The sequence below is a fragment of the Pseudomonas sp. TREG-RG-20F-10-E-6-01 genome (assembly GCF_022662455.1).
In the GTDB taxonomy this organism is placed as follows: Bacteria; Pseudomonadota; Gammaproteobacteria; order Pseudomonadales; family Pseudomonadaceae; genus Aquipseudomonas.
The window spans coordinates 68,962-85,593 of record NZ_JAKNQP010000011.1 but is presented as its reverse complement, the minus strand read 5'-3'; the positions used below and the strand labels follow the sequence as shown (position 1 = coordinate 85,593).

The window sequence follows — 16,632 nt, the reverse complement described above, 5'->3', positions numbered from 1 at the left end:
ATGCTCAAGCAAGCACTCGCACACAACGGTTTGATCGCAATCCTGCGCGGTGTACGACCGCATGAAGCTGAAGCGGTCGGCCAAGTGCTCTATCAGGCCGGCTTTCGTGTGATCGAAGTTCCGCTCAATTCGCCGGACCCTTACACCAGCATCCGCACGCTGCGCGACAGCCTGCCCGCCGATTGCCTGATCGGCGCGGGCACCGTGTTGACGCCCGAGCAGGTCGAGCACGTCAAAGCCGCCGGTGGCCAAGTGATCGTCATGCCCCACAGCGATGCCAAGGTGCTACGCGCCGCGAAAGCGGCGGGCTTGTACCTGTCGCCGGGTGTGGCCACGCCCACCGAAGCCTTCGCCGCGTTGGCCGAAGGCGCCGACGTACTGAAGCTGTTCCCGGCCGAGCAAATGGGCCCGGCCGTGATCAAAGCGTGGTTGGCGGTACTGCCGGCGGGCACGTTGCTGCTGCCGGTCGGCGGCGTGACCCCGGACAACATGCAGGTGTATTTCGACGCAGGCGCCAAGGGCTTCGGCCTGGGGTCCGGGTTGTTCAAGCCGGGCATGTCTGTGGATCAAGTGGCGAGCAGTGCCCAGGCGTATGTCGCCGCCTGGAATGCGCTGAATTGATGGCCTGAATAGAACGCAAGTTTTGCGCCCTCGGCGCTGCATCGACAAGAGAGATAAGAAGATGAAAATCACCAAACTGACCACCTTCATCGTTCCGCCGCGCTGGTGCTTCCTCAAGGTCGAAACCGACCAGGGCGTGACCGGCTGGGGTGAACCTGTGGTCGAGGGCCGCGCGCACACGGTGGCGGCGGCTGTTGAAGAACTTTCCGACTACCTGATCGGCAAAGACCCACGCAATATCGAAGACATCTGGACGGTGCTCTATCGCGGCGGCTTCTACCGAGGCGGTGCCGTGCACATGAGCGCCCTCGCCGGTATCGACCAGGCGCTGTGGGACATCAAGGGCAAGGCGCTCGGTGTGTCGGTCAGCGACCTGTTGGGCGGCCAGGTGCGCGACAAGATTCGCGTGTATTCATGGATCGGCGGCGACCGCCCCGCCGATACCGCGCGTGCCGCCAAAGAGGCCGTGGCCCGTGGCTTCACTGCCGTGAAAATGAACGGCACCGAGGAGCTGCAGTTTGTCGACAGTTTCGAAAAAGTCGACCTGGCCCTGGCCAACGTTGCCGCCGTGCGCGATGCGGTGGGCCCGAACGTCGGCATTGGCGTCGACTTCCATGGCCGGGTGCACAAGCCCATGGCCAAGGTGCTGATGAAAGAACTCGACCCTTACAAACTGATGTTTATCGAAGAGCCGGTGCTCAGCGAAAACTACGAAGCGCTCAAAGAACTGGCGCCGTTGACCAGCACGCCGATTGCGCTGGGCGAGCGCCTGTTCTCACGGTGGGACTTCAAGCGCGTGCTCAGCGAAGGTTACGTCGACATCATCCAGCCGGACGCCTCCCACGCCGGCGGCATCACCGAAACCCGCAAGATCGCCAACATGGCCGAAGCCTACGACGTGGCCCTGGCCCTGCACTGCCCGCTGGGCCCGATTGCATTGGCGGCCTGTCTGCAATTGGACGCGGTTTGCTACAACGCGTTTATCCAGGAGCAAAGCCTGGGCATTCACTACAACGAGAGTAACGACCTGCTCGACTATGTACGCGACCCGGGCGTGTTCGACTATGACAAAGGCTTTGTGAAAATCCCCAACGGGCCAGGCCTGGGCATCGAGATCAACGAGGAATACGTGATCGAGCGCGCGGCTATCGGCCACCGCTGGCGCAACCCGATCTGGCGGCATGCCGACGGCAGCTTTGCCGAGTGGTGATCAGCCCCTGACGAAATCGGATCAAAATGTGGGAGGGGGCGTGCCCCCGATAGCGGTGTATCAGTTGATGCATTCGGTGACTGGCACTCCTCATCGGGGGCAAGCCCCCTCCTACCTTTGGTCCAGTGAGACCTGTCCTCAATAAACATAAGAAGAGGCAACCCCCATGCACCCTGAATCCTTCACCGGGCAGGCTTCTCTCGTCACGCCCAGCAGAAAGCGTTTCTTCATCATGGTGCTGCTGTTTATCACCGTGGTGATCAACTACCTCGACCGCAGCAACCTGTCGATTGCCGCCCCGGCGCTGACCAGCGAGCTGGGCATCGACCCGGTGCATGTCGGGCTGATCTTCTCGGCGTTCGGCTGGACCTACGCCGCCATGCAGATCCCGGGCGGCTGGTTGGTGGACCGCGTGCCGCCGCGCATTCTCTACACCGTGGCCTTGCTGCTGTGGTCGATTGCCACCGTGATGCTTGGTTTTGCCGCCAGCTTTATCGCGCTGTTTGTGCTGCGCATGGCGGTCGGCGCGCTGGAAGCGCCGGCCTATCCGATCAACAGTCGCGTGGTCACCACCTGGTTTCCCGAGCGCGAGCGGGCCACGGCGATTGGCGTTTATACCTCCGGACAGTTTGTCGGGCTGGCGTTTCTCACGCCGGTACTGGCCTGGCTGCAACACGCGTTCGGCTGGCACATGGTGTTTGTCGCCACCGGTGGCGTGGGCATTGTGTGGGCGTTGATCTGGTACGCGGTGTACCGCGAGCCGAAGGACTTCAAAGGCGCCAATGCGGCTGAAATCGAGCTGATCCGCGAAGGCGGCGGGCTGGTGGATATGCAGGCCAAGGCGGTCAAGGCGCCATTCAGTTGGGTCGACCTCGGGATCGTACTGAGCAAGCGCAAGCTGTGGGGCATCTACCTGGGGCAGTTTTGCCTGAACTCCACGTTGTGGTTTTTTCTGACGTGGTTCCCGACCTACCTGGTGAAATATCGCGGCATGGACTTCATCAAGTCGGGCTTGCTGGCGTCGCTGCCGTTTCTGGCGGCGTTTGTCGGCGTACTGTGTTCGGGGCTGTTTTCTGACTGGCTGATTCGACGCGGCACGTCGGTAGGCTTTGCGCGCAAGTTGCCGATTATTGGCGGGCTGCTGATTTCCACGGCGATCATTGGCGCCAACTATGTGGATTCGACGACGTGGGTGATTGCGTTTCTGGCGGTGGCGTTCTTTGGGAATGGCCTGGCGTCGATCACCTGGTCGCTGGTGTCGACCTTGGCGCCTGCGCGGCTGCTGGGGTTGACCGGTGGGGTGTTTAACTTTATCGGTAACTTGTCGGCGATTACGACGCCGATTGTGATTGGCTTTTTGGCCAGTGGTGATTCGTTTGCGCCGGCGATTACCTACATTGCGGTGCTGGCGCTGCTGGGCGCGCTGTCCTACGTGTTGCTTGTAGGCAAAGTCGAACGTATAGAACTGAAGGAATAGCCTGTGGCGAGTGACCCCTGTGGCGAGCGGGCGTCCTGTGCTGAGCGGGCCTCCCGTGGCGAGCGGGCTTGCCCCGCGTTGGGCTGCGCAGCAGCCCCATCAGGGCCACTGCGGTGTCTCAGGGAAACCGCGTTATCCGGTTTGGGGGCGCTTCGCACCCCAACGCGGGGCAAGCCCGCTCGCCACAGGGTAGTGCGAGGGATTAGTTAAGTACGCCGTCCAGAATCTCGTAGACGATGCCTGTGCCGACTGCAATCAAGACCACGTCCGGGCCGGAACGGCGCCATTCATAACCCGGGTAAACCGGCAGGCGTGCCAGGGCGCGGTTGTCCAGGCGTTCGCCGTAGTAGCCGCGTGGCAGTGGCTGGCCGCGGACCAGGCGTACATTCGGTGGCGGCGGTGCGCCACGGGCGAACTGGCCGTGGTTGTCGTGGATGATCTGGCGCACCGGGCCGAAGTCCTGAGGCGGGCCACGACGGTTGTTCTGCGGGCCACGATGGTCATCGCCGCGTTGCTCGTGCTGGCCTTGCGGGCCGCCACGGCCAGGGCCATTGTCATCGCCCCGTTGGTCAGGTGGCGCGGCCTGCACCAAGGCACTCGCGCCGAGCATCAGCACGCCGAGACCAGCGATCAAGCGTTTAGGCATTTTCATGGGGTGTTTCCTCAGTACTGCACGAACAAAAAAGGGATTTCGAACCGGGTTCGAAATCCCTTGGTCTTGTCAGTTTAGGTACTGATTCGACAGTATGATTCCTCTGTATCAGGAACTTTACCTACTGCTACACGGCGTTTACTTACGGGCGTTGCGAACGCCTTCCGAAAGCGCCGCGCACAAGGTCAACACGCCATCAATCGCCTGCTGATCATTTTTGGCAGTGGCGATGTGATCAATCAGCGCCGAACCGACCACCACACCGTCTGCCAGGCGCGCGATAGCGGCTGCCTGTTCCGGCGTGCGGATACCAAAGCCGATGCTGATCGGCAGGTCGGTATGCCGACGCAGGCGAGTCACGGCTTCTTCAACGTGCTCCAGGGTGGCCGCCCCGGCACCCGTCACACCGGCCACCGACACGTAGTACACAAAGCCGGAGCTGCCATTGAGCACGGTCGGCAGGCGCACGTCATCGGTGGTTGGCGTGGTCAGGCGGATAAAGTCGATGCCTGCTGCCTGGGCCGGATCGCACAGCTCGCCGTTATGCTCAGGCGGCATGTCGACCACGATCAGGCCGTCTACGCCGGCTTGCTTGGCGTCGGTGATGAACTGCGGCACGCCATATTTGTGGATCGGGTTGAAGTAGCCCATCAGCACCAGCGGCGTGTCGTTGTTGTCTTTGCGGAACTCGCGAACCATTTGCAGGGTTTTCGCCAGGTTCTGCTTGGCTTCCAGCGCGCGGATGTTAGCCAGTTGAATCGCCGGGCCGTCGGCCATCGGGTCGGTGAAGGGCATGCCCAGCTCGATCACGTCGGCGCCAGCTGCCGGCAAGCCTTTGAGGATCGCCAGCGAGGTGTCATAACCCGGGTCGCCGGCGGTGACGAAGGTCACCAGGGCGGCGCGGTTTTGTTCTTTGAGTTGCGCAAAACGGGTTTGCAGGCGGCTCATCAGTGTTTCTCCTGCTTCGACTGTTGCATATGGTGCATCACGGTTTGCATGTCTTTGTCACCACGGCCGGAGAGGTTGACCACCATCAGGTGATCTTTCGGCAGGTTCGGTGCGCGTTTGAACACTTCAGCCAGGGCGTGGGCGCTTTCCAGTGCAGGAATAATCCCTTCCAGGCGGCAGCATTTGTGGAACGCCTCGAGGGCTTCGTCGTCGGTCACCGAGGTGTACTGGACGCGGCCGATGTCATGCAACCAGGCGTGTTCAGGGCCGATGCCCGGGTAGTCGAGGCCGGCGGAAATCGAGTGGGCGTCAATGATCTGGCCGTCGTCATCCTGCAGCAGGAAGGTGCGGTTGCCGTGCAGTACGCCGGGCACGCCGCCGTTGAGGCTGGCGGCATGTTTGCCGGTTTCGATACCGTGGCCGGCCGCTTCAACGCCGATGATCTCGACGCTGGTGTCATCCAGGAACGGGTGGAACAGGCCCATGGCGTTGGAACCGCCGCCGATGCACGCCACCAGGCTGTCCGGCAGGCGGCCTTCCTGGGCTTGCAGTTGGTCGCGGGTTTCTTTGCCGATCACGGCCTGGAAGTCGCGCACCATCGCCGGGTAGGGGTGTGGGCCGGCGACGGTGCCGATCAGGTAGAAGGTATCGTCGACGTTGGTCACCCAGTCACGCAGGGCTTCGTTCATCGCGTCTTTGAGGGTGCCGGTGCCGGCGACCACCGGGATCACTTCGGCGCCCAGCAGCTTCATGCGGAACACGTTGGCCTGCTGGCGCTCGATGTCGGTGGTGCCCATGTAGATCACGCAGTCGAGGCCAAAACGCGCGGCCACGGTGGCGGTGGCCACGCCGTGCATGCCGGCGCCGGTCTCGGCGATGATGCGTTTCTTGCCCATGCGCCGCGCCAGCAGGATCTGGCCGATGCAGTTGTTGATCTTGTGCGCGCCGGTGTGGTTGAGCTCTTCGCGCTTGAGGTAAATCTTGGCGCCGCCGCAGAATTCGGTCAGGCGCTCAGCGAAATACAGCGGGCTTGGACGTCCGACGTAGTCGCGCTGGAAGTAGGCCAATTCTTCGTTGAATGCCGGATCGATCTTGGCGGCTTCGTATTCGCGGGCCAGGTCGAGGATCAACGGCATCAGGGTTTCAGCGACGTAGCGGCCGCCGAACGCGCCAAACAAGCCGTTGGCGTCTGGGCCGTTGCGTAGATCGGTCTGGGACTGAGTCATGGGGCGCTCCGGTAAAGAATGTGAGGAGAGGCAATGAGGCCCACTCTACCCCTGACGCGCTACGCTGAAAACCGATAAGATCGCCGCAACCTGTCAGGAAAACTCACATATGAGCCGAGACCTTCCACCCCTCAATGCCTTGCGTGCATTTGAAGCCACCGCCCGGCTCAACAGTGTCAGCCAGGCTGCCGAGCAGCTCCATGTGACCCACGGCGCCGTCAGCCGCCAGTTGAAGGTGCTCGAAGAGCATTTGGGTGTCAGCCTGTTCGCCAAAGATGGGCGCGGCCTTAAACTCACAGATGCCGGTGTTCGGCTACGCGATGCCAGCGCAGAGGCGTTCGAACGTTTGAGGGATGTGTGCGCCGAGCTGACCCAGGCCAGCGCCGACGCGCCGTTCGTGCTGGGCTGCTCGGGCAGCTTGTTGGCGCGTTGGTTGATCCCGCGCCTGGGCCGCTTGAACGCCGACCTGCCGGACTTGCGCCTGCACCTGTCAGCAGGTGACGGCGACCTGGACCCCAGGCGTCCCGGCCTCGACGCCCTGCTGGTGTTCGCTGAGCCGCCGTGGCCGGCGGACATGCAAGTGTACGAGTTGACCAGCGAGCGCATTGGCCCGGTAATGAGTCCGCGCTTTGCCGGTTACGAGCGTTTGCGCCAGGCCCCGGCGCAAGCCTTGTGTGGCGAAGCCTTGTTGCACACCACCTCGCGCCCGCAAGCCTGGCCCAGTTGGGCGCAGCAATACGGCATTGCACCCGGCGCGTTGAAACACGGCCAGGGGTTTGAGCATTTGTATTATTTGCTGGAGGCGGCGGTGGCAGGGCTTGGGGTGGCAATTGCGCCAGAACCGCTGGTGGCAGAGGATCTGCGCGCGGGTCGCCTGGTGGCGCCGTGGGGTTTCAGCGAAACCCCGGCGCACCTGGCGCTGTGGCTACCCAAGCGCGCCGCAGACGGGCGCGCGGGTCAACTGGCGCAGTGGCTCAAGGCAGAGCTGTTGCGCCAGCCGGTGTAGCCGGTGTTTCAGTCGCCGCGTTTGCACAGCAGGTAAGCCGCCAGCAGACCCAGCGCGCCAACGGCGACGCCGGCGGTAGTCCATGGGTGCTCTTGTGCGTAGTCCCGGGTTGCAACACCGGTTTCGCGGATTTTGACTTTGCTTTCTTCGTAGGCATCGCTGATCAGATGACGGGAGTGCTTGAGGGCATTCTCGGCATTGCTTTTCAGGGCCTTCAGCGTTTTGCGCGACTCGTCGGACGCATCGTCCTTAAGGCTCTCAAGGGACTTGAGAAGGCTCGAAATCTCGGCTTCCATGCTTTCCAGCGACGCTTTGCGTAAAGAAGTGTTGGCCATGTGGACTCTCCTGAAGTGATTGAGTGGAATGTGTAGATACCGACTCCAGCGTTTTCAGAAAGTGCAGTAAATCTGAACTTTTGAGTGGGAATAGTCGCCAGAAGCAGTACGAACATTGACTGCTACGCTCACTAAAGACCTCAGGAGAAACGCTATGTCTGATCATCACACGTACAAGAAAGTCGAATTGGTGGGTTCGTCGGCGACCAGCATCGAAGACGCCATCAACAACGCCATCGCCGAAGCGAACAAAAGCATCAAGCACCTGGAATGGTTCGAAGTGACTGAAACCCGTGGTCACATCAAGGACGGCAAGGCCGCACACTTCCAAGTCACGCTCAAGGTGGGGTTCCGAATCGCCAGTAGTTGATCACGTCGGTTGAACTTTGCCGACTGGCCGATTGCCATAACCTGCGCTACAACCAATGGGTGCCGATGCGAAAGCGTCGGCACGCTCTTTTCGATCAGCGCAAGGAAAGTAACGGATGAAGAAGTTCCTGTTAGCGGTAGGTTTGTTGAGCATTGCGGGCACAGCCCTGGCGGCGGGCAAGCCTTGTGAAGAGCTGAAAAGCGAAATCGCAGCGAAAATCGACGCCAAGGGCGCCTCGGGTTACTCGCTGGAGGTGGTAGACAAAGGCGCGGCACCCAGCGACCACACAGTCGTCGGTAGCTGCGAAGCCGGCACCAAGGAAATCGTCTACAAGCGCGGTTAACCCCTTGCTCCAGACATAAAAAACGACGCACAGGTGCGTCGTTTTTTTTTGCCTGCGGATGTTAGCCCTTCATCAACTGCGCCAGCAGCTCGTAGGAATGAATCCGGTCGGCATGCTCGTACAGGTCGCAGGTAAAGATCAGCTCATCGGCACCGGTCTGCTCAACCAGCACGTCCAGTTTTGCGCGGATCTTCGCCGGGCTGCCGACCATGGCCAGGCCGAGGAAGCTGCCGACCGCCTCTTTTTCATGGGGCAGCCACAGGCCGTCCATGGTCTTGACCGGCGGACGTTGCACCAGGCTTTGCCCGCGCATCAGCGCGAGGATGCGCTGGTACACCGAGGTGGCCAGGTAATCGGCCTGCTCGTCGGTATCGGCGGCCACCAGCGGGATGCCAAGCATCACGTAGGGCTTGTCCAATACGGCTGAAGGCTTGAAGTGATTGCGGTACACGCGAATAGCTTCATGCATCAGGCGCGGTGCGAAATGCGAGGCGAAGGCGTAGGGCAAACCGCGCTCACCGGCCAATTGCGCGCTGAACAAACTGGAGCCGAGCAACCACACGGGCACATTGGTACCGGTGCCCGGCACGGCAATAACCCGTTGATCCGGCGTGCGTGGGCCCAGGTAAGCCATCAGCTCGGCCACATCATCAGGGAAGTCGTCGGCGCTGCCCGAGCGTTCGCGACGCAGGGCGCGGGCGGTCATCTGATCAGAACCCGGCGCGCGGCCCAGGCCCAGGTCGATCCGGCCCGGATACAGGCTTTCCAGGGTGCCGAACTGCTCAGCGATCACCAAAGGTGCATGGTTGGGCAGCATTACGCCGCCGGAGCCGACACGGATGGTCGAGGTGCCACCGGCCAGGTAGCCGAGCAATACCGAGGTGGCAGAGCTGGCGATGCCGTCCATGTTGTGGTGTTCGGCCACCCAGAAACGGTTGTAGCCAAACTTTTCCACGTGCTGGGCCAAGTCCAGGGAATTGCGCAACGACTGCGCCGGGCTGCCATTGGCGCGCACGGGCACCAGGTCCAGGGTCGAGAATTTCACGTCGGACAGCGATTTCATAAGCCTGCTTCTCCAATAGGTGCGCAGGCTTATAGACGAACCAAAACCTGCCGCTTCATGTGCATGTTCTATGCAATGAGGGCATATACCCGAGATTCAATAGCAGCTAGGGAAATTTCCTACTGGAACGCTAGGTTTCTCCGACAAGATGAACTTTGCCAGAGCTTCTATCCTCAGAACCTTACTGAAGCAAAACCACCGTTCGAGGAGACCGCTATGAGTATCGTTAAAAAAGCATCCGCGCATTGGGAAGGTGATCTGAAGACAGGCCTGGGTTCCATTTCCACTGAAACCGGCGTACTGCGCGAAGCGCCCTACGGCTTCAAGGCCCGTTTCGAAGGCGGCAAGGGCACAAACCCTGAGGAGCTGATTGGTGCGGCGCACGCCGGCTGTTTCTCCATGGCGTTTTCGATGATTCTGGGCGACGCCGGCCTCAAGGCTGACAGCATCGACACTCAGGCTGAAGTGACGCTGGACCAAGTGGAAGGCGGCTTCGCAATTACTGCTGTGCATTTGGTATTGAAAGCCAAGATCCCGGGCGCAAGCCAGGCGCAGTTCGACGAACTGAGCAAAAAGGCTAAGGAAGGCTGCCCGGTGTCCAAAGTGCTGAACGCCAAGATCAGCCTGGATGCCACGCTCGTCAGCTAATGCGGTCTGCGTAACCGCGTAGATCCATTGTGGGAGTGTGTTTGTGTAGGAGCTGGGCTTGCCCGCGATAGGACACCTCGGTTTTGCAGTTGCACCGAGGCGCTGCCATCGCAGGCGAGCCAGCTCCCACACACGCCCGCTCCCATATTTAGTTCTGCTTTAAATCAGAACTCGTGTTTCCCCTATGTGGTCCTATAGCCTATGCAGCTAGGCGCACACTCGTGCGCATGCATTCAGGGAGCTTCACACATGAAACGTTTTGCCTTGGCGATCATCTGCGGTGTTTTGGCCACTTCGGCCGTGGCCGCTCCAAAAGATTGTGAAGAGCTTAGAAAAGAGATCGAGGTCAAGATCCAGGCTAACGCCGTGCCGTCCTACACCTTGGAAATCGTCAGCAAGGAAGAAGCCGACAAGCATGACAGCGCCATGGTCGTCGGCAGCTGTGAAAACGGCACCAAAGCCATCGTTTATCAGAAGAACAACGACTGATCAGATGCAGTTCACGCTGCGCTCCTGCGCCAGCAACTGACGCGCTGAGTTATACAGCCGAATGTTGGGCGTGAAGGCCAGCGAGCGACCCTCCAGCACATAGCGCTGGCCTGCCTGGAAATTGTCGTACTGCAGGGTCATGAAACAGGTGCGGTCGTGCGTCTGGTCCAGCCCGCCAAAGCCTGTACCCGTGTTCACCTCGAAATCAAAGCGCACCATCAGCTCGTGGCTGCCGGGTGGCACTTGGAAAAAACGCCCGTCATTCAGATTCTTGCCGTCCAGGCGCTGGGCCATCACCAGTTTGGCGCCGGGTGTCGGGGTGGCGAAGTCGACCCAGGCCTGATGCGGATCCACTGGGGGAATCGGCGTAGAAGCACAGGCGCTGAGAAACAGGACGGTGACAGGTAGCAGGAGCTGGCGCATGGCAGGCACTCAACGGTAGGAAGGAATTGAGCCCGGCGCCGATGGCAGCAGACTCCTCATGAGTATAAACACGCCAGGCCATGGAAAAATTCCGTGCAGGCAGGATAGGCTGGCGAGCAAATTACCCAGGAGCAGTCGGAGCATGTTGAGGCGTTTTCTTCCAGGGTTAATGGTGGTGCTGCTCAGCGGCTGCTCAAGTGTCAGTTATTACAGCCAGCTCGCCAGCGGCCAATGGCAATTGCTGCGGGCCCGTGAGCCGGTTGCCGAGGTGATCGCCGACCCTTCTCGCCCACAGGTATTGCGTGAGCACTTGGTGCAGTCGCAAAAAGCCCGCACGTTCGCCAGTGAGCACCTGCACTTGCCCGACAACCAGAGTTACAGGTTGTACGCGGACATTGGCCGGCCATACGTAGTCTGGAATGTATTCGCCACGACGGAATTTTCCCTCTCTCCCGAAACCCATTGCTTCCCGATTGCCGGATGCGTCGCCTATCGCGGTTATTACAACCAGGGCGCGGCGCGCGGTGAGGCGGCGTTGCTGCAGCAACAAGGCATGGACGTGTCGATTGGTGGTGTCGAGGCCTATTCCACCTTGGGCTGGTTCAACGACCCGATCATGAATTCAATGATGAACTGGGGCGATGAGCGCCTGGCTACGCTGATTTTTCATGAGCTGGCGCACCAGCGTTTTTATGTGAAGGACGACACCGAGTTCAACGAGTCGTATGCCAACTTCGTCGAGCAGGAAGGCACTCGTCAATGGCGTGCGGCGCGGGGCTTGGCGCCTCTGAGCGATGCGGCGTTGCAGCAGCGTGATCAATTTATCCGACTGGTGCTGGATACCCGTAAACGCCTGGAAAAGCTTTACGCACAGCCCTTGGCAGTTGACGTGATGCGCCAGGCCAAGGCGGCGGAATTCGAGCGTTTGCGCAGCGATTACCGGCAAATGCGCGATAGCCAGTGGGGAGGTGATAAACGTTACGACGTGTGGATCAACCAGCCGATGAACAACGCGCGGTTGCTGCCGTTTGGGCTGTATGACCAATGGGTGCCGGCGTTTGCGGCGTTGTTTGCGCAGGAAGGTGGGGACTGGGTGAAGTTCTTTGCGGCGGTGGAGAAGATGGGTGGCTTGCCGGTGGAGCAGCGTAAAGCGGCGCTGCGGCAGTTGGAGGGTGGTGGCCACTAGGGCCTCATCGCAGGCAAGCCAGCTCCCACATTCGACCGCATTCTCATGTTGAAACTCGGTCAAGTGTGGGAGCGGGCTTGCTCGCGAAAGCGGTATCAAGCGCGCTGCAAAAACGCCTGATGCATCTCATCCAACGTCTCAAAATGCCAAGTCGGCGCCTCGGCATTCAGCTCTTCAAAACTGCCAAACCCATACCCCACCGCCGCGGAGTCAAGCCCATTGCTGCGCGCGCCGATCAGGTCATGCTTGCGGTCCCCGATCATCAACGTGGTCGCCGGGTCCAGGCCCTCTTCATTCATCAAGTGCGCAATCAACTCAACCTTGTTGGTGCGCGTGCCGTCCAGTTCGCTGCCGTAGATCACCTTGAAGTGCTTGGCAAAATCAAAGTGCCGGGCAATCTCGCGGGCGAATACCCAAGGCTTGGACGTGGCCACATACAGCTGGCGGCCTTGGCCATTCAGTTCCTCAAGCAACGGCATGACGCCGTCGAATACGCGGTTTTCATACAGGCCGGTGACCTTGAAGCGTTCGCGATAAAAATTCACCGCCTCCCAGGCCTTGGCCTCATCGAACCCATAGAACTGCATGAAGGCTTGCAGCAATGGCGGGCCGATAAAGTGTTCCAGCTTGGTCAAGTCGGGTTCATCAATGCCGAGTTTGCCGAGGGCGTACTGGATCGAACGGGTGATGCCCTCGCGCGGGTCGGTCAGGGTGCCGTCCAGGTCGAACAGCACGGTGGAGTAGTTCAGGGTCATCGGTCGAATCCTTGCGCCAGGTGCAGGTCTTTGAGCTTCACGTAGTTCGCGGCGCTGTAGGTGAAAAAGGCACGCTCTTTGTCAGTCAATGGGCGGATCTGTTTAACCGGGCTGCCCACGTACAAAAAACCGCTCTCCAGTTTCTTGCCCGGCGGCACCAGGCTGCCAGCGCCGATGATCACGTCGTCCTCCACCACGGCGCCGTCCATCACGATGCTGCCCATGCCGATCAGGATGCGGTTGCCCACCGTGCAGCCATGCAGCATGACCTTGTGGGCGATGGTTACGTCATCGCCGATCAGCAGCGGGAAGCCGTCCGGGTTGAACGGCCCGGCATGGGTGATGTGCAACACGCAGCCGTCCTGCACGCTGGTGCGCGCACCGATGCGGATGCGGTGCATGTCGCCGCGAATCACCGTCAGCGGCCAAACCGAGCTGTCGGCGCCGATTTCGACATCGCCGATCACCACCGCCGAAATATCGACAAAAGCCCCGGCGCCCAGGGTTGGCGTGTGGTTCTGATAGGTGCGAAGGGTCACGATAGCCTCTCTCTCTTCTGCTGATAGCTGCGGTGGGTGTTGATTGTAATTAAGATGGCCCCATCTTTGTTCTTACATGTTTCTTCAGCCAAGGTGCCCACCGTGAGCGCGAACAACCCTCTTCTGCAGTCCTACGACCTGCCGCCGTTCTCGGCGATCCGTGCCGAGCACGTGCAACCGGCCATCGAACAGATCCTCGCCGACAACCGTGTTGCCATCGAAGGCATCCTGCAAAGCCAGGGTAAAAATCCTACATGGGCCGGCCTGGTGCTGGCGATGGACGAACTGAATGACCGCCTGGGCGCCGCCTGGAGCCCGGTCAGCCACCTCAATGCCGTATGCAACAGCGCTGAACTGCGCGAAGCCTACGAGGCTTGCCTGCCGGCATTGAGCGCCTACTCCACCGAAATGGGCCAGAACCGCGCACTGTTCCAGGCCTTCGAAGCCTTGGCCAACAGCCCCGAAGCGGCCGGTTTCGACGTGGCGCAAAAAACCATCCTCGAGCACTCGCTGCGCGACTTCCGCTTGTCGGGTATCGATTTGCCGCCTGAGCAGCAAAAGCGCTACGCCGAAGTGCAGAGCAAGCTCTCCGAGCTGGGCAGCAAATTTTCCAACCAACTGTTGGATGCCACCCAGGCCTGGACCAAGCACGTTACCGATGAAGCCACCCTCGCCGGCTTGACCGATTCGGCCAAGGCGCAAATGGCCGCCGCCGCCCAGGCCAAAGGCCTCGATGGCTGGCTGATCACCCTGGAATTCCCCAGCTACTACGCGGTGATGACCTACGCCCACGACCGCGCCCTGCGCGAAGAGGTCTACGCGGCCTACTGCACCCGCGCGTCGGACCAAGGCCCGAATGCCGGTAAGAATGATAACGGCCCGGTGATGGAACAGATCCTCGACCTGCGTCAGGAGCTGGCCCAACTGCTGGGCTATGCGTCGTTCTCCGAGCTGAGCCTGGCGACCAAAATGGCCGAGTCCAGCGACCAGGTGCTGAGCTTCCTGCGCGACCTGGCCAAGCGCAGCAAGCCGTTTGCCGCCCAGGACCTGCAACAGCTCAAGGCATATGCCGCCGAACAAGGCTGTGCGGATCTGCAAAGCTGGGACAGTGGTTTCTACGGCGAAAAACTCCGCGAGCAGCGCTACAGCGTGTCCCAGGAAGCCCTGCGCGCCTACTTCCCGATCGACAAAGTATTGGGCGGCCTGTTTGCCATCGTCCAGCGCCTGTACGGCATCGAGATCGCCGAGCAAAAAGGTTTCGACACTTGGCACCCGGACGTTCGCCTGTTCGAAATCAAGGAAAACGGCCAGCACGTGGGCCGCTTCTTCTTCGACCTGTACGCCCGCGCCAACAAGCGTGGCGGCGCCTGGATGGACGGCGCGCGTGACCGTCGCCGCACGGTTGACGGCGTGCTGCAAAGCCCGGTGGCTAACCTGGTGTGCAACTTCACCCCGGCCGACAGCGGCAAGCCTGCCCTGCTGACCCACGATGAAGTGACCACGTTGTTCCACGAATTCGGCCATGGCCTGCATCACCTGCTGACCCGTGTCGAACACGCCGGCGTCTCCGGCATCAACGGCGTGGCCTGGGATGCGGTGGAATTGCCGAGCCAGTTCATGGAGAACTGGTGCTGGGAGCCGGAAGGCCTGGCACTGATCTCCGGCCACTATGAAACCGGCGAGCCGCTGCCCCAGGGCCTGCTGGAAAAAATGCTCGCGGCGAAGAACTTCCAGTCTGGCCTGATGATGGTGCGCCAGCTTGAGTTCTCGCTGTTCGACTTCGAACTGCATGCCACCCATGGCGATGGCCGCAGCGTTGCGCAAGTGCTTGAAGGCGTGCGCGATGAGGTCTCGGTGATGCGCCCACCGGCGTACAACCGCTTCCCTAACAGCTTCGCGCACATCTTTGCCGGCGGGTACGCGGCGGGTTACTACAGCTACAAGTGGGCGGAAGTGCTGTCGGCGGATGCCTTCTCCAAGTTTGAAGAAGACGGCGTGCTGAACGCCGAGACCGGCCGTGCCTTCCGCGAAGCCATTCTGGCGCGCGGCGGTTCGCAGGCACCGATGGTGCTGTTCGTCGACTTCCGCGGACGTGCGCCGTCGATTGACGCACTCTTGCGCCACAGCGGCCTGAGTGAGGACGCGGCAGCATGAGCGAAGGGCCTGTGATTACCAAAAAGCAATTTATCGCCGGGGCGGTCTGCCCGGCGTGCAGCGAGCCGGACAAGTTGAAGATGTGGACCGAAGACAACGTGCCGCACCGCGAATGCGTGGCCTGCGGTTATACCGACACGTTGAATGACCAAGGTCTGTCGGTGCCCAAGGAATTGGGCACGCGGGTGAATACATCGGCATTGAAAGCGCCGGACCCGAAGGTGCAGGCCGTGCAGTTTTTTCCCAATCCGAAGCTGAAAAAAGACTGACGCCCATCAGGGTGTCAGCACCAGTTCAGCGTCTTTTTTGGTGTCGACACGGCTGCTATTGGCCGTGTTGAGCCAACTGTTCATCGAGCACAGGGCAAACGCACTGGTGCTGCAATCGCCATTCGCCAAGGCCGTACGCAACTTGTCGACATCGGCTTTCATCATGTAGCGAACGCTGTCCCTGAAACCGTTGCTGGTACCAAAACCGCCCAAGGTCATTTCGTTCAGCGCATCTTCCTTGCTCCAGCCCTGGATCACCACGCGATACATCGCCGCCATCAAACCTGTGCGGTCCGAGCCGTGTTTGCAGTGCATCAGCACCGGGCCTTTGGTTTCTGCATCCTGGATGGCCCTTAACGCCGCGAGTACGTCCGAATCGTCAACGTGATTGGTGCGATAAGTCAGCTGTACCTGTTTGATATCAGATGTCTTCAGCCACGTTGCATCAGATTCCGGCAGAAAGTTGATCACTGTGGCGATCTTCAGATTTTCCAATATGGGGAGCGCATTGTCGTTGGGCAGCGCGCTGCGATACAGCGTGGGCGTCATTTGGTGCAGATTGAACTGGTCGCCCACAGGCTGGGCCCACTCCGGTGAGCGTAGGGAGGAGGCGCCGTCCGCCTGGGCGTGCGCGGTGGCGAACAGGGCCAGAAGCGCCATGCCGAGGGCAGGCAGCAATCGAATCTCGAACATGCGCGTTGTAACCGAATAGGGAAATGGCTGATGGGCCAAAGATTCGCCTACGCGGGGTCAATGCGGCGTGAGGTACTCGTCAAAGAATCGTGAATACCGACCTGATCTGCTGTTTTTCTCGCTGAACCGATTTTCTCAATTCTTAGCCTGCTATCATTTGTAACTATTGTTTGCCACTGTGTTCTATCCCTTTGGATCCAATTTCCTGGCAAGCCTTCACGCTGC

The 16,632-nt window shown here is 60.5% G+C and carries 20 protein-coding genes; 11 read left to right on the top strand and 9 right to left on the bottom strand.

The genetic code is table 11. The features are described from left to right. The 3 genes from L8K08_RS24745 (at window position 1) to L8K08_RS24735 (ending at window position 3,308) form a co-directional block, all read left to right on the top strand. Window positions 1-621 carry a 2-dehydro-3-deoxy-6-phosphogalactonate aldolase gene (locus L8K08_RS24745; RefSeq protein WP_242200530.1) on the top strand — a complete coding sequence of 207 codons (621 nt, stop codon included), beginning with the start codon at window positions 1-3 and terminating at the stop codon, window positions 619-621. Between the two features lie 61 nt (window positions 622-682). Beyond that, the gene (gene dgoD / locus L8K08_RS24740; protein WP_017137927.1) at window positions 683-1,831 is read left to right on the top strand and encodes a galactonate dehydratase; all 1,149 of its coding nucleotides are present in this window, start codon (window positions 683-685) and stop codon (window positions 1,829-1,831) included. A 166-nt stretch (window positions 1,832-1,997) separates the two neighbouring features. Beyond that, on the top strand, window positions 1,998-3,308 hold the full coding sequence (locus L8K08_RS24735; protein ID WP_106575998.1) for an MFS transporter: 1,311 nt from the start codon (window positions 1,998-2,000) through the stop codon (window positions 3,306-3,308). Window positions 3,309-3,510: 202 nt separating this feature from the next. Here the strand turns inward: L8K08_RS24735 and L8K08_RS24730 are convergent, their stop codons facing one another. The 3 genes from L8K08_RS24730 to trpB all read right to left on the bottom strand — a co-directional run bounded on the left by L8K08_RS24730 (window position 3,511) and on the right by trpB (window position 6,134). Further along, a complete protein-coding gene (locus L8K08_RS24730; protein WP_242200528.1) occupies window positions 3,511-3,960 on the bottom strand; it encodes an anti-virulence regulator CigR family protein in 450 nt (149 codons plus the stop codon). A gap of 138 nt (window positions 3,961-4,098) precedes the next feature. Further along, complete coding sequence (gene trpA, locus L8K08_RS24725; protein ID WP_242200526.1) at window positions 4,099-4,908, bottom strand: tryptophan synthase subunit alpha; 810 nt, start codon at window positions 4,906-4,908, stop codon at window positions 4,099-4,101. Continuing rightward, the gene (gene trpB / locus L8K08_RS24720; protein WP_242200524.1) at window positions 4,908-6,134 is read right to left on the bottom strand and encodes a tryptophan synthase subunit beta; all 1,227 of its coding nucleotides are present in this window, start codon (window positions 6,132-6,134) and stop codon (window positions 4,908-4,910) included. Before trpB ends, trpA begins: the two co-directional genes overlap by 1 nt. Window positions 6,135-6,243: 109 nt before the next feature. On the opposite strand from trpB, the gene L8K08_RS24715 reads away from it, so the two are divergent. Further along, entirely contained in the window at window positions 6,244-7,140 is an 897-nt protein-coding gene (locus L8K08_RS24715) for a LysR family transcriptional regulator (RefSeq protein ID WP_242200522.1), read from the top strand. Window positions 7,141-7,148: 8 nt separating this feature from the next. On the opposite strand, the gene L8K08_RS24710 is transcribed toward L8K08_RS24715, so the two are convergent. Then, window positions 7,149-7,475, bottom strand: a complete 327-nt coding sequence (locus tag L8K08_RS24710; RefSeq protein ID WP_003170746.1) for a DUF883 family protein — start codon at window positions 7,473-7,475, stop codon at window positions 7,149-7,151. 154 nt (window positions 7,476-7,629) lie between these two features. Between L8K08_RS24710 and L8K08_RS24705 the strand changes: the two genes are divergently transcribed. Further along, a complete protein-coding gene (locus L8K08_RS24705) occupies window positions 7,630-7,845 on the top strand; it encodes a dodecin (RefSeq protein WP_145158472.1) in 216 nt (71 codons plus the stop codon). Window positions 7,846-7,960: 115 nt separating this feature from the next. Then, window positions 7,961-8,188, top strand: a complete 228-nt coding sequence (locus L8K08_RS24700; RefSeq protein WP_145158474.1) for a DUF1161 domain-containing protein — start codon at window positions 7,961-7,963, stop codon at window positions 8,186-8,188. 61 nt (window positions 8,189-8,249) lie between these two features. Here L8K08_RS24700 and L8K08_RS24695 read toward each other — a convergent pair whose 3' ends face one another. Continuing rightward, window positions 8,250-9,251, bottom strand: a complete 1,002-nt coding sequence (locus L8K08_RS24695; protein ID WP_242200520.1) for an LLM class flavin-dependent oxidoreductase — start codon at window positions 9,249-9,251, stop codon at window positions 8,250-8,252. A gap of 216 nt (window positions 9,252-9,467) precedes the next feature. Between L8K08_RS24695 and L8K08_RS24690 the strand changes: the two genes are divergently transcribed. Both L8K08_RS24690 and L8K08_RS24685 read left to right on the top strand, forming a co-directional pair. Beyond that, on the top strand, window positions 9,468-9,899 hold the full coding sequence (locus L8K08_RS24690; RefSeq protein WP_141156381.1) for an OsmC family protein: 432 nt from the start codon (window positions 9,468-9,470) through the stop codon (window positions 9,897-9,899). Window positions 9,900-10,148: 249 nt separating this feature from the next. Then, window positions 10,149-10,388 (top strand): DUF1161 domain-containing protein, encoded by a 240-nt coding sequence (locus L8K08_RS24685; protein WP_010207769.1) that lies wholly within the window; start codon window positions 10,149-10,151, stop codon window positions 10,386-10,388. On the opposite strand, the gene L8K08_RS24680 is transcribed toward L8K08_RS24685, so the two are convergent. Further along, window positions 10,389-10,811 carry a hypothetical protein gene (locus L8K08_RS24680; RefSeq protein ID WP_106576005.1) on the bottom strand — a complete coding sequence of 141 codons (423 nt, stop codon included), beginning with the start codon at window positions 10,809-10,811 and terminating at the stop codon, window positions 10,389-10,391. 142 nt (window positions 10,812-10,953) lie between these two features. Here L8K08_RS24680 and L8K08_RS24675 point away from each other — a divergent pair, with 142 nt between their 5' ends. Continuing rightward, the gene (locus L8K08_RS24675) at window positions 10,954-11,997 is read left to right on the top strand and encodes an aminopeptidase (protein ID WP_242200517.1); all 1,044 of its coding nucleotides are present in this window, start codon (window positions 10,954-10,956) and stop codon (window positions 11,995-11,997) included. Between the two features lie 95 nt (window positions 11,998-12,092). On the opposite strand, the gene L8K08_RS24670 is transcribed toward L8K08_RS24675, so the two are convergent. Both L8K08_RS24670 and L8K08_RS24665 read right to left on the bottom strand, forming a co-directional pair. Further along, window positions 12,093-12,752, bottom strand: coding sequence for an HAD family hydrolase (locus tag L8K08_RS24670; protein WP_242200515.1), 660 nt, complete (start codon window positions 12,750-12,752; stop codon window positions 12,093-12,095). Next, window positions 12,749-13,291 (bottom strand): gamma carbonic anhydrase family protein, encoded by a 543-nt coding sequence (locus tag L8K08_RS24665; RefSeq protein ID WP_145158480.1) that lies wholly within the window; start codon window positions 13,289-13,291, stop codon window positions 12,749-12,751. Before L8K08_RS24665 ends, L8K08_RS24670 begins: the two co-directional genes overlap by 4 nt. A 102-nt stretch (window positions 13,292-13,393) precedes the next feature. Here L8K08_RS24665 and prlC point away from each other — a divergent pair, with 102 nt between their 5' ends. After that, window positions 13,394-15,445: an oligopeptidase A gene (gene prlC, locus L8K08_RS24660; protein ID WP_242200513.1), complete on the top strand. Its 2,052-nt coding sequence runs from the start codon at window positions 13,394-13,396 to the stop codon at window positions 15,443-15,445. Beyond that, complete coding sequence (locus L8K08_RS24655; RefSeq protein ID WP_065902760.1) at window positions 15,442-15,714, top strand: YheV family putative zinc ribbon protein; 273 nt, start codon at window positions 15,442-15,444, stop codon at window positions 15,712-15,714. Before prlC ends, L8K08_RS24655 begins: the two co-directional genes overlap by 4 nt. A 6-nt stretch (window positions 15,715-15,720) precedes the next feature. Here the strand turns inward: L8K08_RS24655 and L8K08_RS24650 are convergent, their stop codons facing one another. Beyond that, window positions 15,721-16,407: a dual specificity protein phosphatase family protein gene (locus tag L8K08_RS24650; RefSeq protein WP_242200510.1), complete on the bottom strand. Its 687-nt coding sequence runs from the start codon at window positions 16,405-16,407 to the stop codon at window positions 15,721-15,723. Between the last annotated feature and the right edge of the window lie 225 nt (window positions 16,408-16,632).

Coding starts and splice junctions, on each gene's coding strand:
- L8K08_RS24735 (WP_106575998.1), top strand. CDS start 1,998: ATGCACCCTGAATCCTTCACCGGGCAGGCTTCTCTCGTCACGCCCAGC.
- L8K08_RS24690 (WP_141156381.1), top strand. CDS start 9,468: ATGAGTATCGTTAAAAAAGCATCCGCGCATTGGGAAGGTGATCTGAAG.
- L8K08_RS24650 (WP_242200510.1), bottom strand. CDS start 16,407: ATGTTCGAGATTCGATTGCTGCCTGCCCTCGGCATGGCGCTTCTGGCC.
- dgoD (WP_017137927.1), top strand. CDS start 683: ATGAAAATCACCAAACTGACCACCTTCATCGTTCCGCCGCGCTGGTGC.
- L8K08_RS24695 (WP_242200520.1), bottom strand. CDS start 9,251: ATGAAATCGCTGTCCGACGTGAAATTCTCGACCCTGGACCTGGTGCCC.
- L8K08_RS24670 (WP_242200515.1), bottom strand. CDS start 12,752: ATGACCCTGAACTACTCCACCGTGCTGTTCGACCTGGACGGCACCCTG.
- trpA (WP_242200526.1), bottom strand. CDS start 4,908: ATGAGCCGCCTGCAAACCCGTTTTGCGCAACTCAAAGAACAAAACCGC.
- L8K08_RS24730 (WP_242200528.1), bottom strand. CDS start 3,960: ATGAAAATGCCTAAACGCTTGATCGCTGGTCTCGGCGTGCTGATGCTC.
- L8K08_RS24700 (WP_145158474.1), top strand. CDS start 7,961: ATGAAGAAGTTCCTGTTAGCGGTAGGTTTGTTGAGCATTGCGGGCACA.
- L8K08_RS24745 (WP_242200530.1), top strand. CDS start 1: ATGCTCAAGCAAGCACTCGCACACAACGGTTTGATCGCAATCCTGCGC.
- trpB (WP_242200524.1), bottom strand. CDS start 6,134: ATGACTCAGTCCCAGACCGATCTACGCAACGGCCCAGACGCCAACGGC.
- L8K08_RS24675 (WP_242200517.1), top strand. CDS start 10,954: ATGTTGAGGCGTTTTCTTCCAGGGTTAATGGTGGTGCTGCTCAGCGGC.
- L8K08_RS24715 (WP_242200522.1), top strand. CDS start 6,244: ATGAGCCGAGACCTTCCACCCCTCAATGCCTTGCGTGCATTTGAAGCC.
- L8K08_RS24710 (WP_003170746.1), bottom strand. CDS start 7,475: ATGGCCAACACTTCTTTACGCAAAGCGTCGCTGGAAAGCATGGAAGCC.
- L8K08_RS24655 (WP_065902760.1), top strand. CDS start 15,442: ATGAGCGAAGGGCCTGTGATTACCAAAAAGCAATTTATCGCCGGGGCG.
- L8K08_RS24680 (WP_106576005.1), bottom strand. CDS start 10,811: ATGCGCCAGCTCCTGCTACCTGTCACCGTCCTGTTTCTCAGCGCCTGT.
- L8K08_RS24705 (WP_145158472.1), top strand. CDS start 7,630: ATGTCTGATCATCACACGTACAAGAAAGTCGAATTGGTGGGTTCGTCG.
- L8K08_RS24685 (WP_010207769.1), top strand. CDS start 10,149: ATGAAACGTTTTGCCTTGGCGATCATCTGCGGTGTTTTGGCCACTTCG.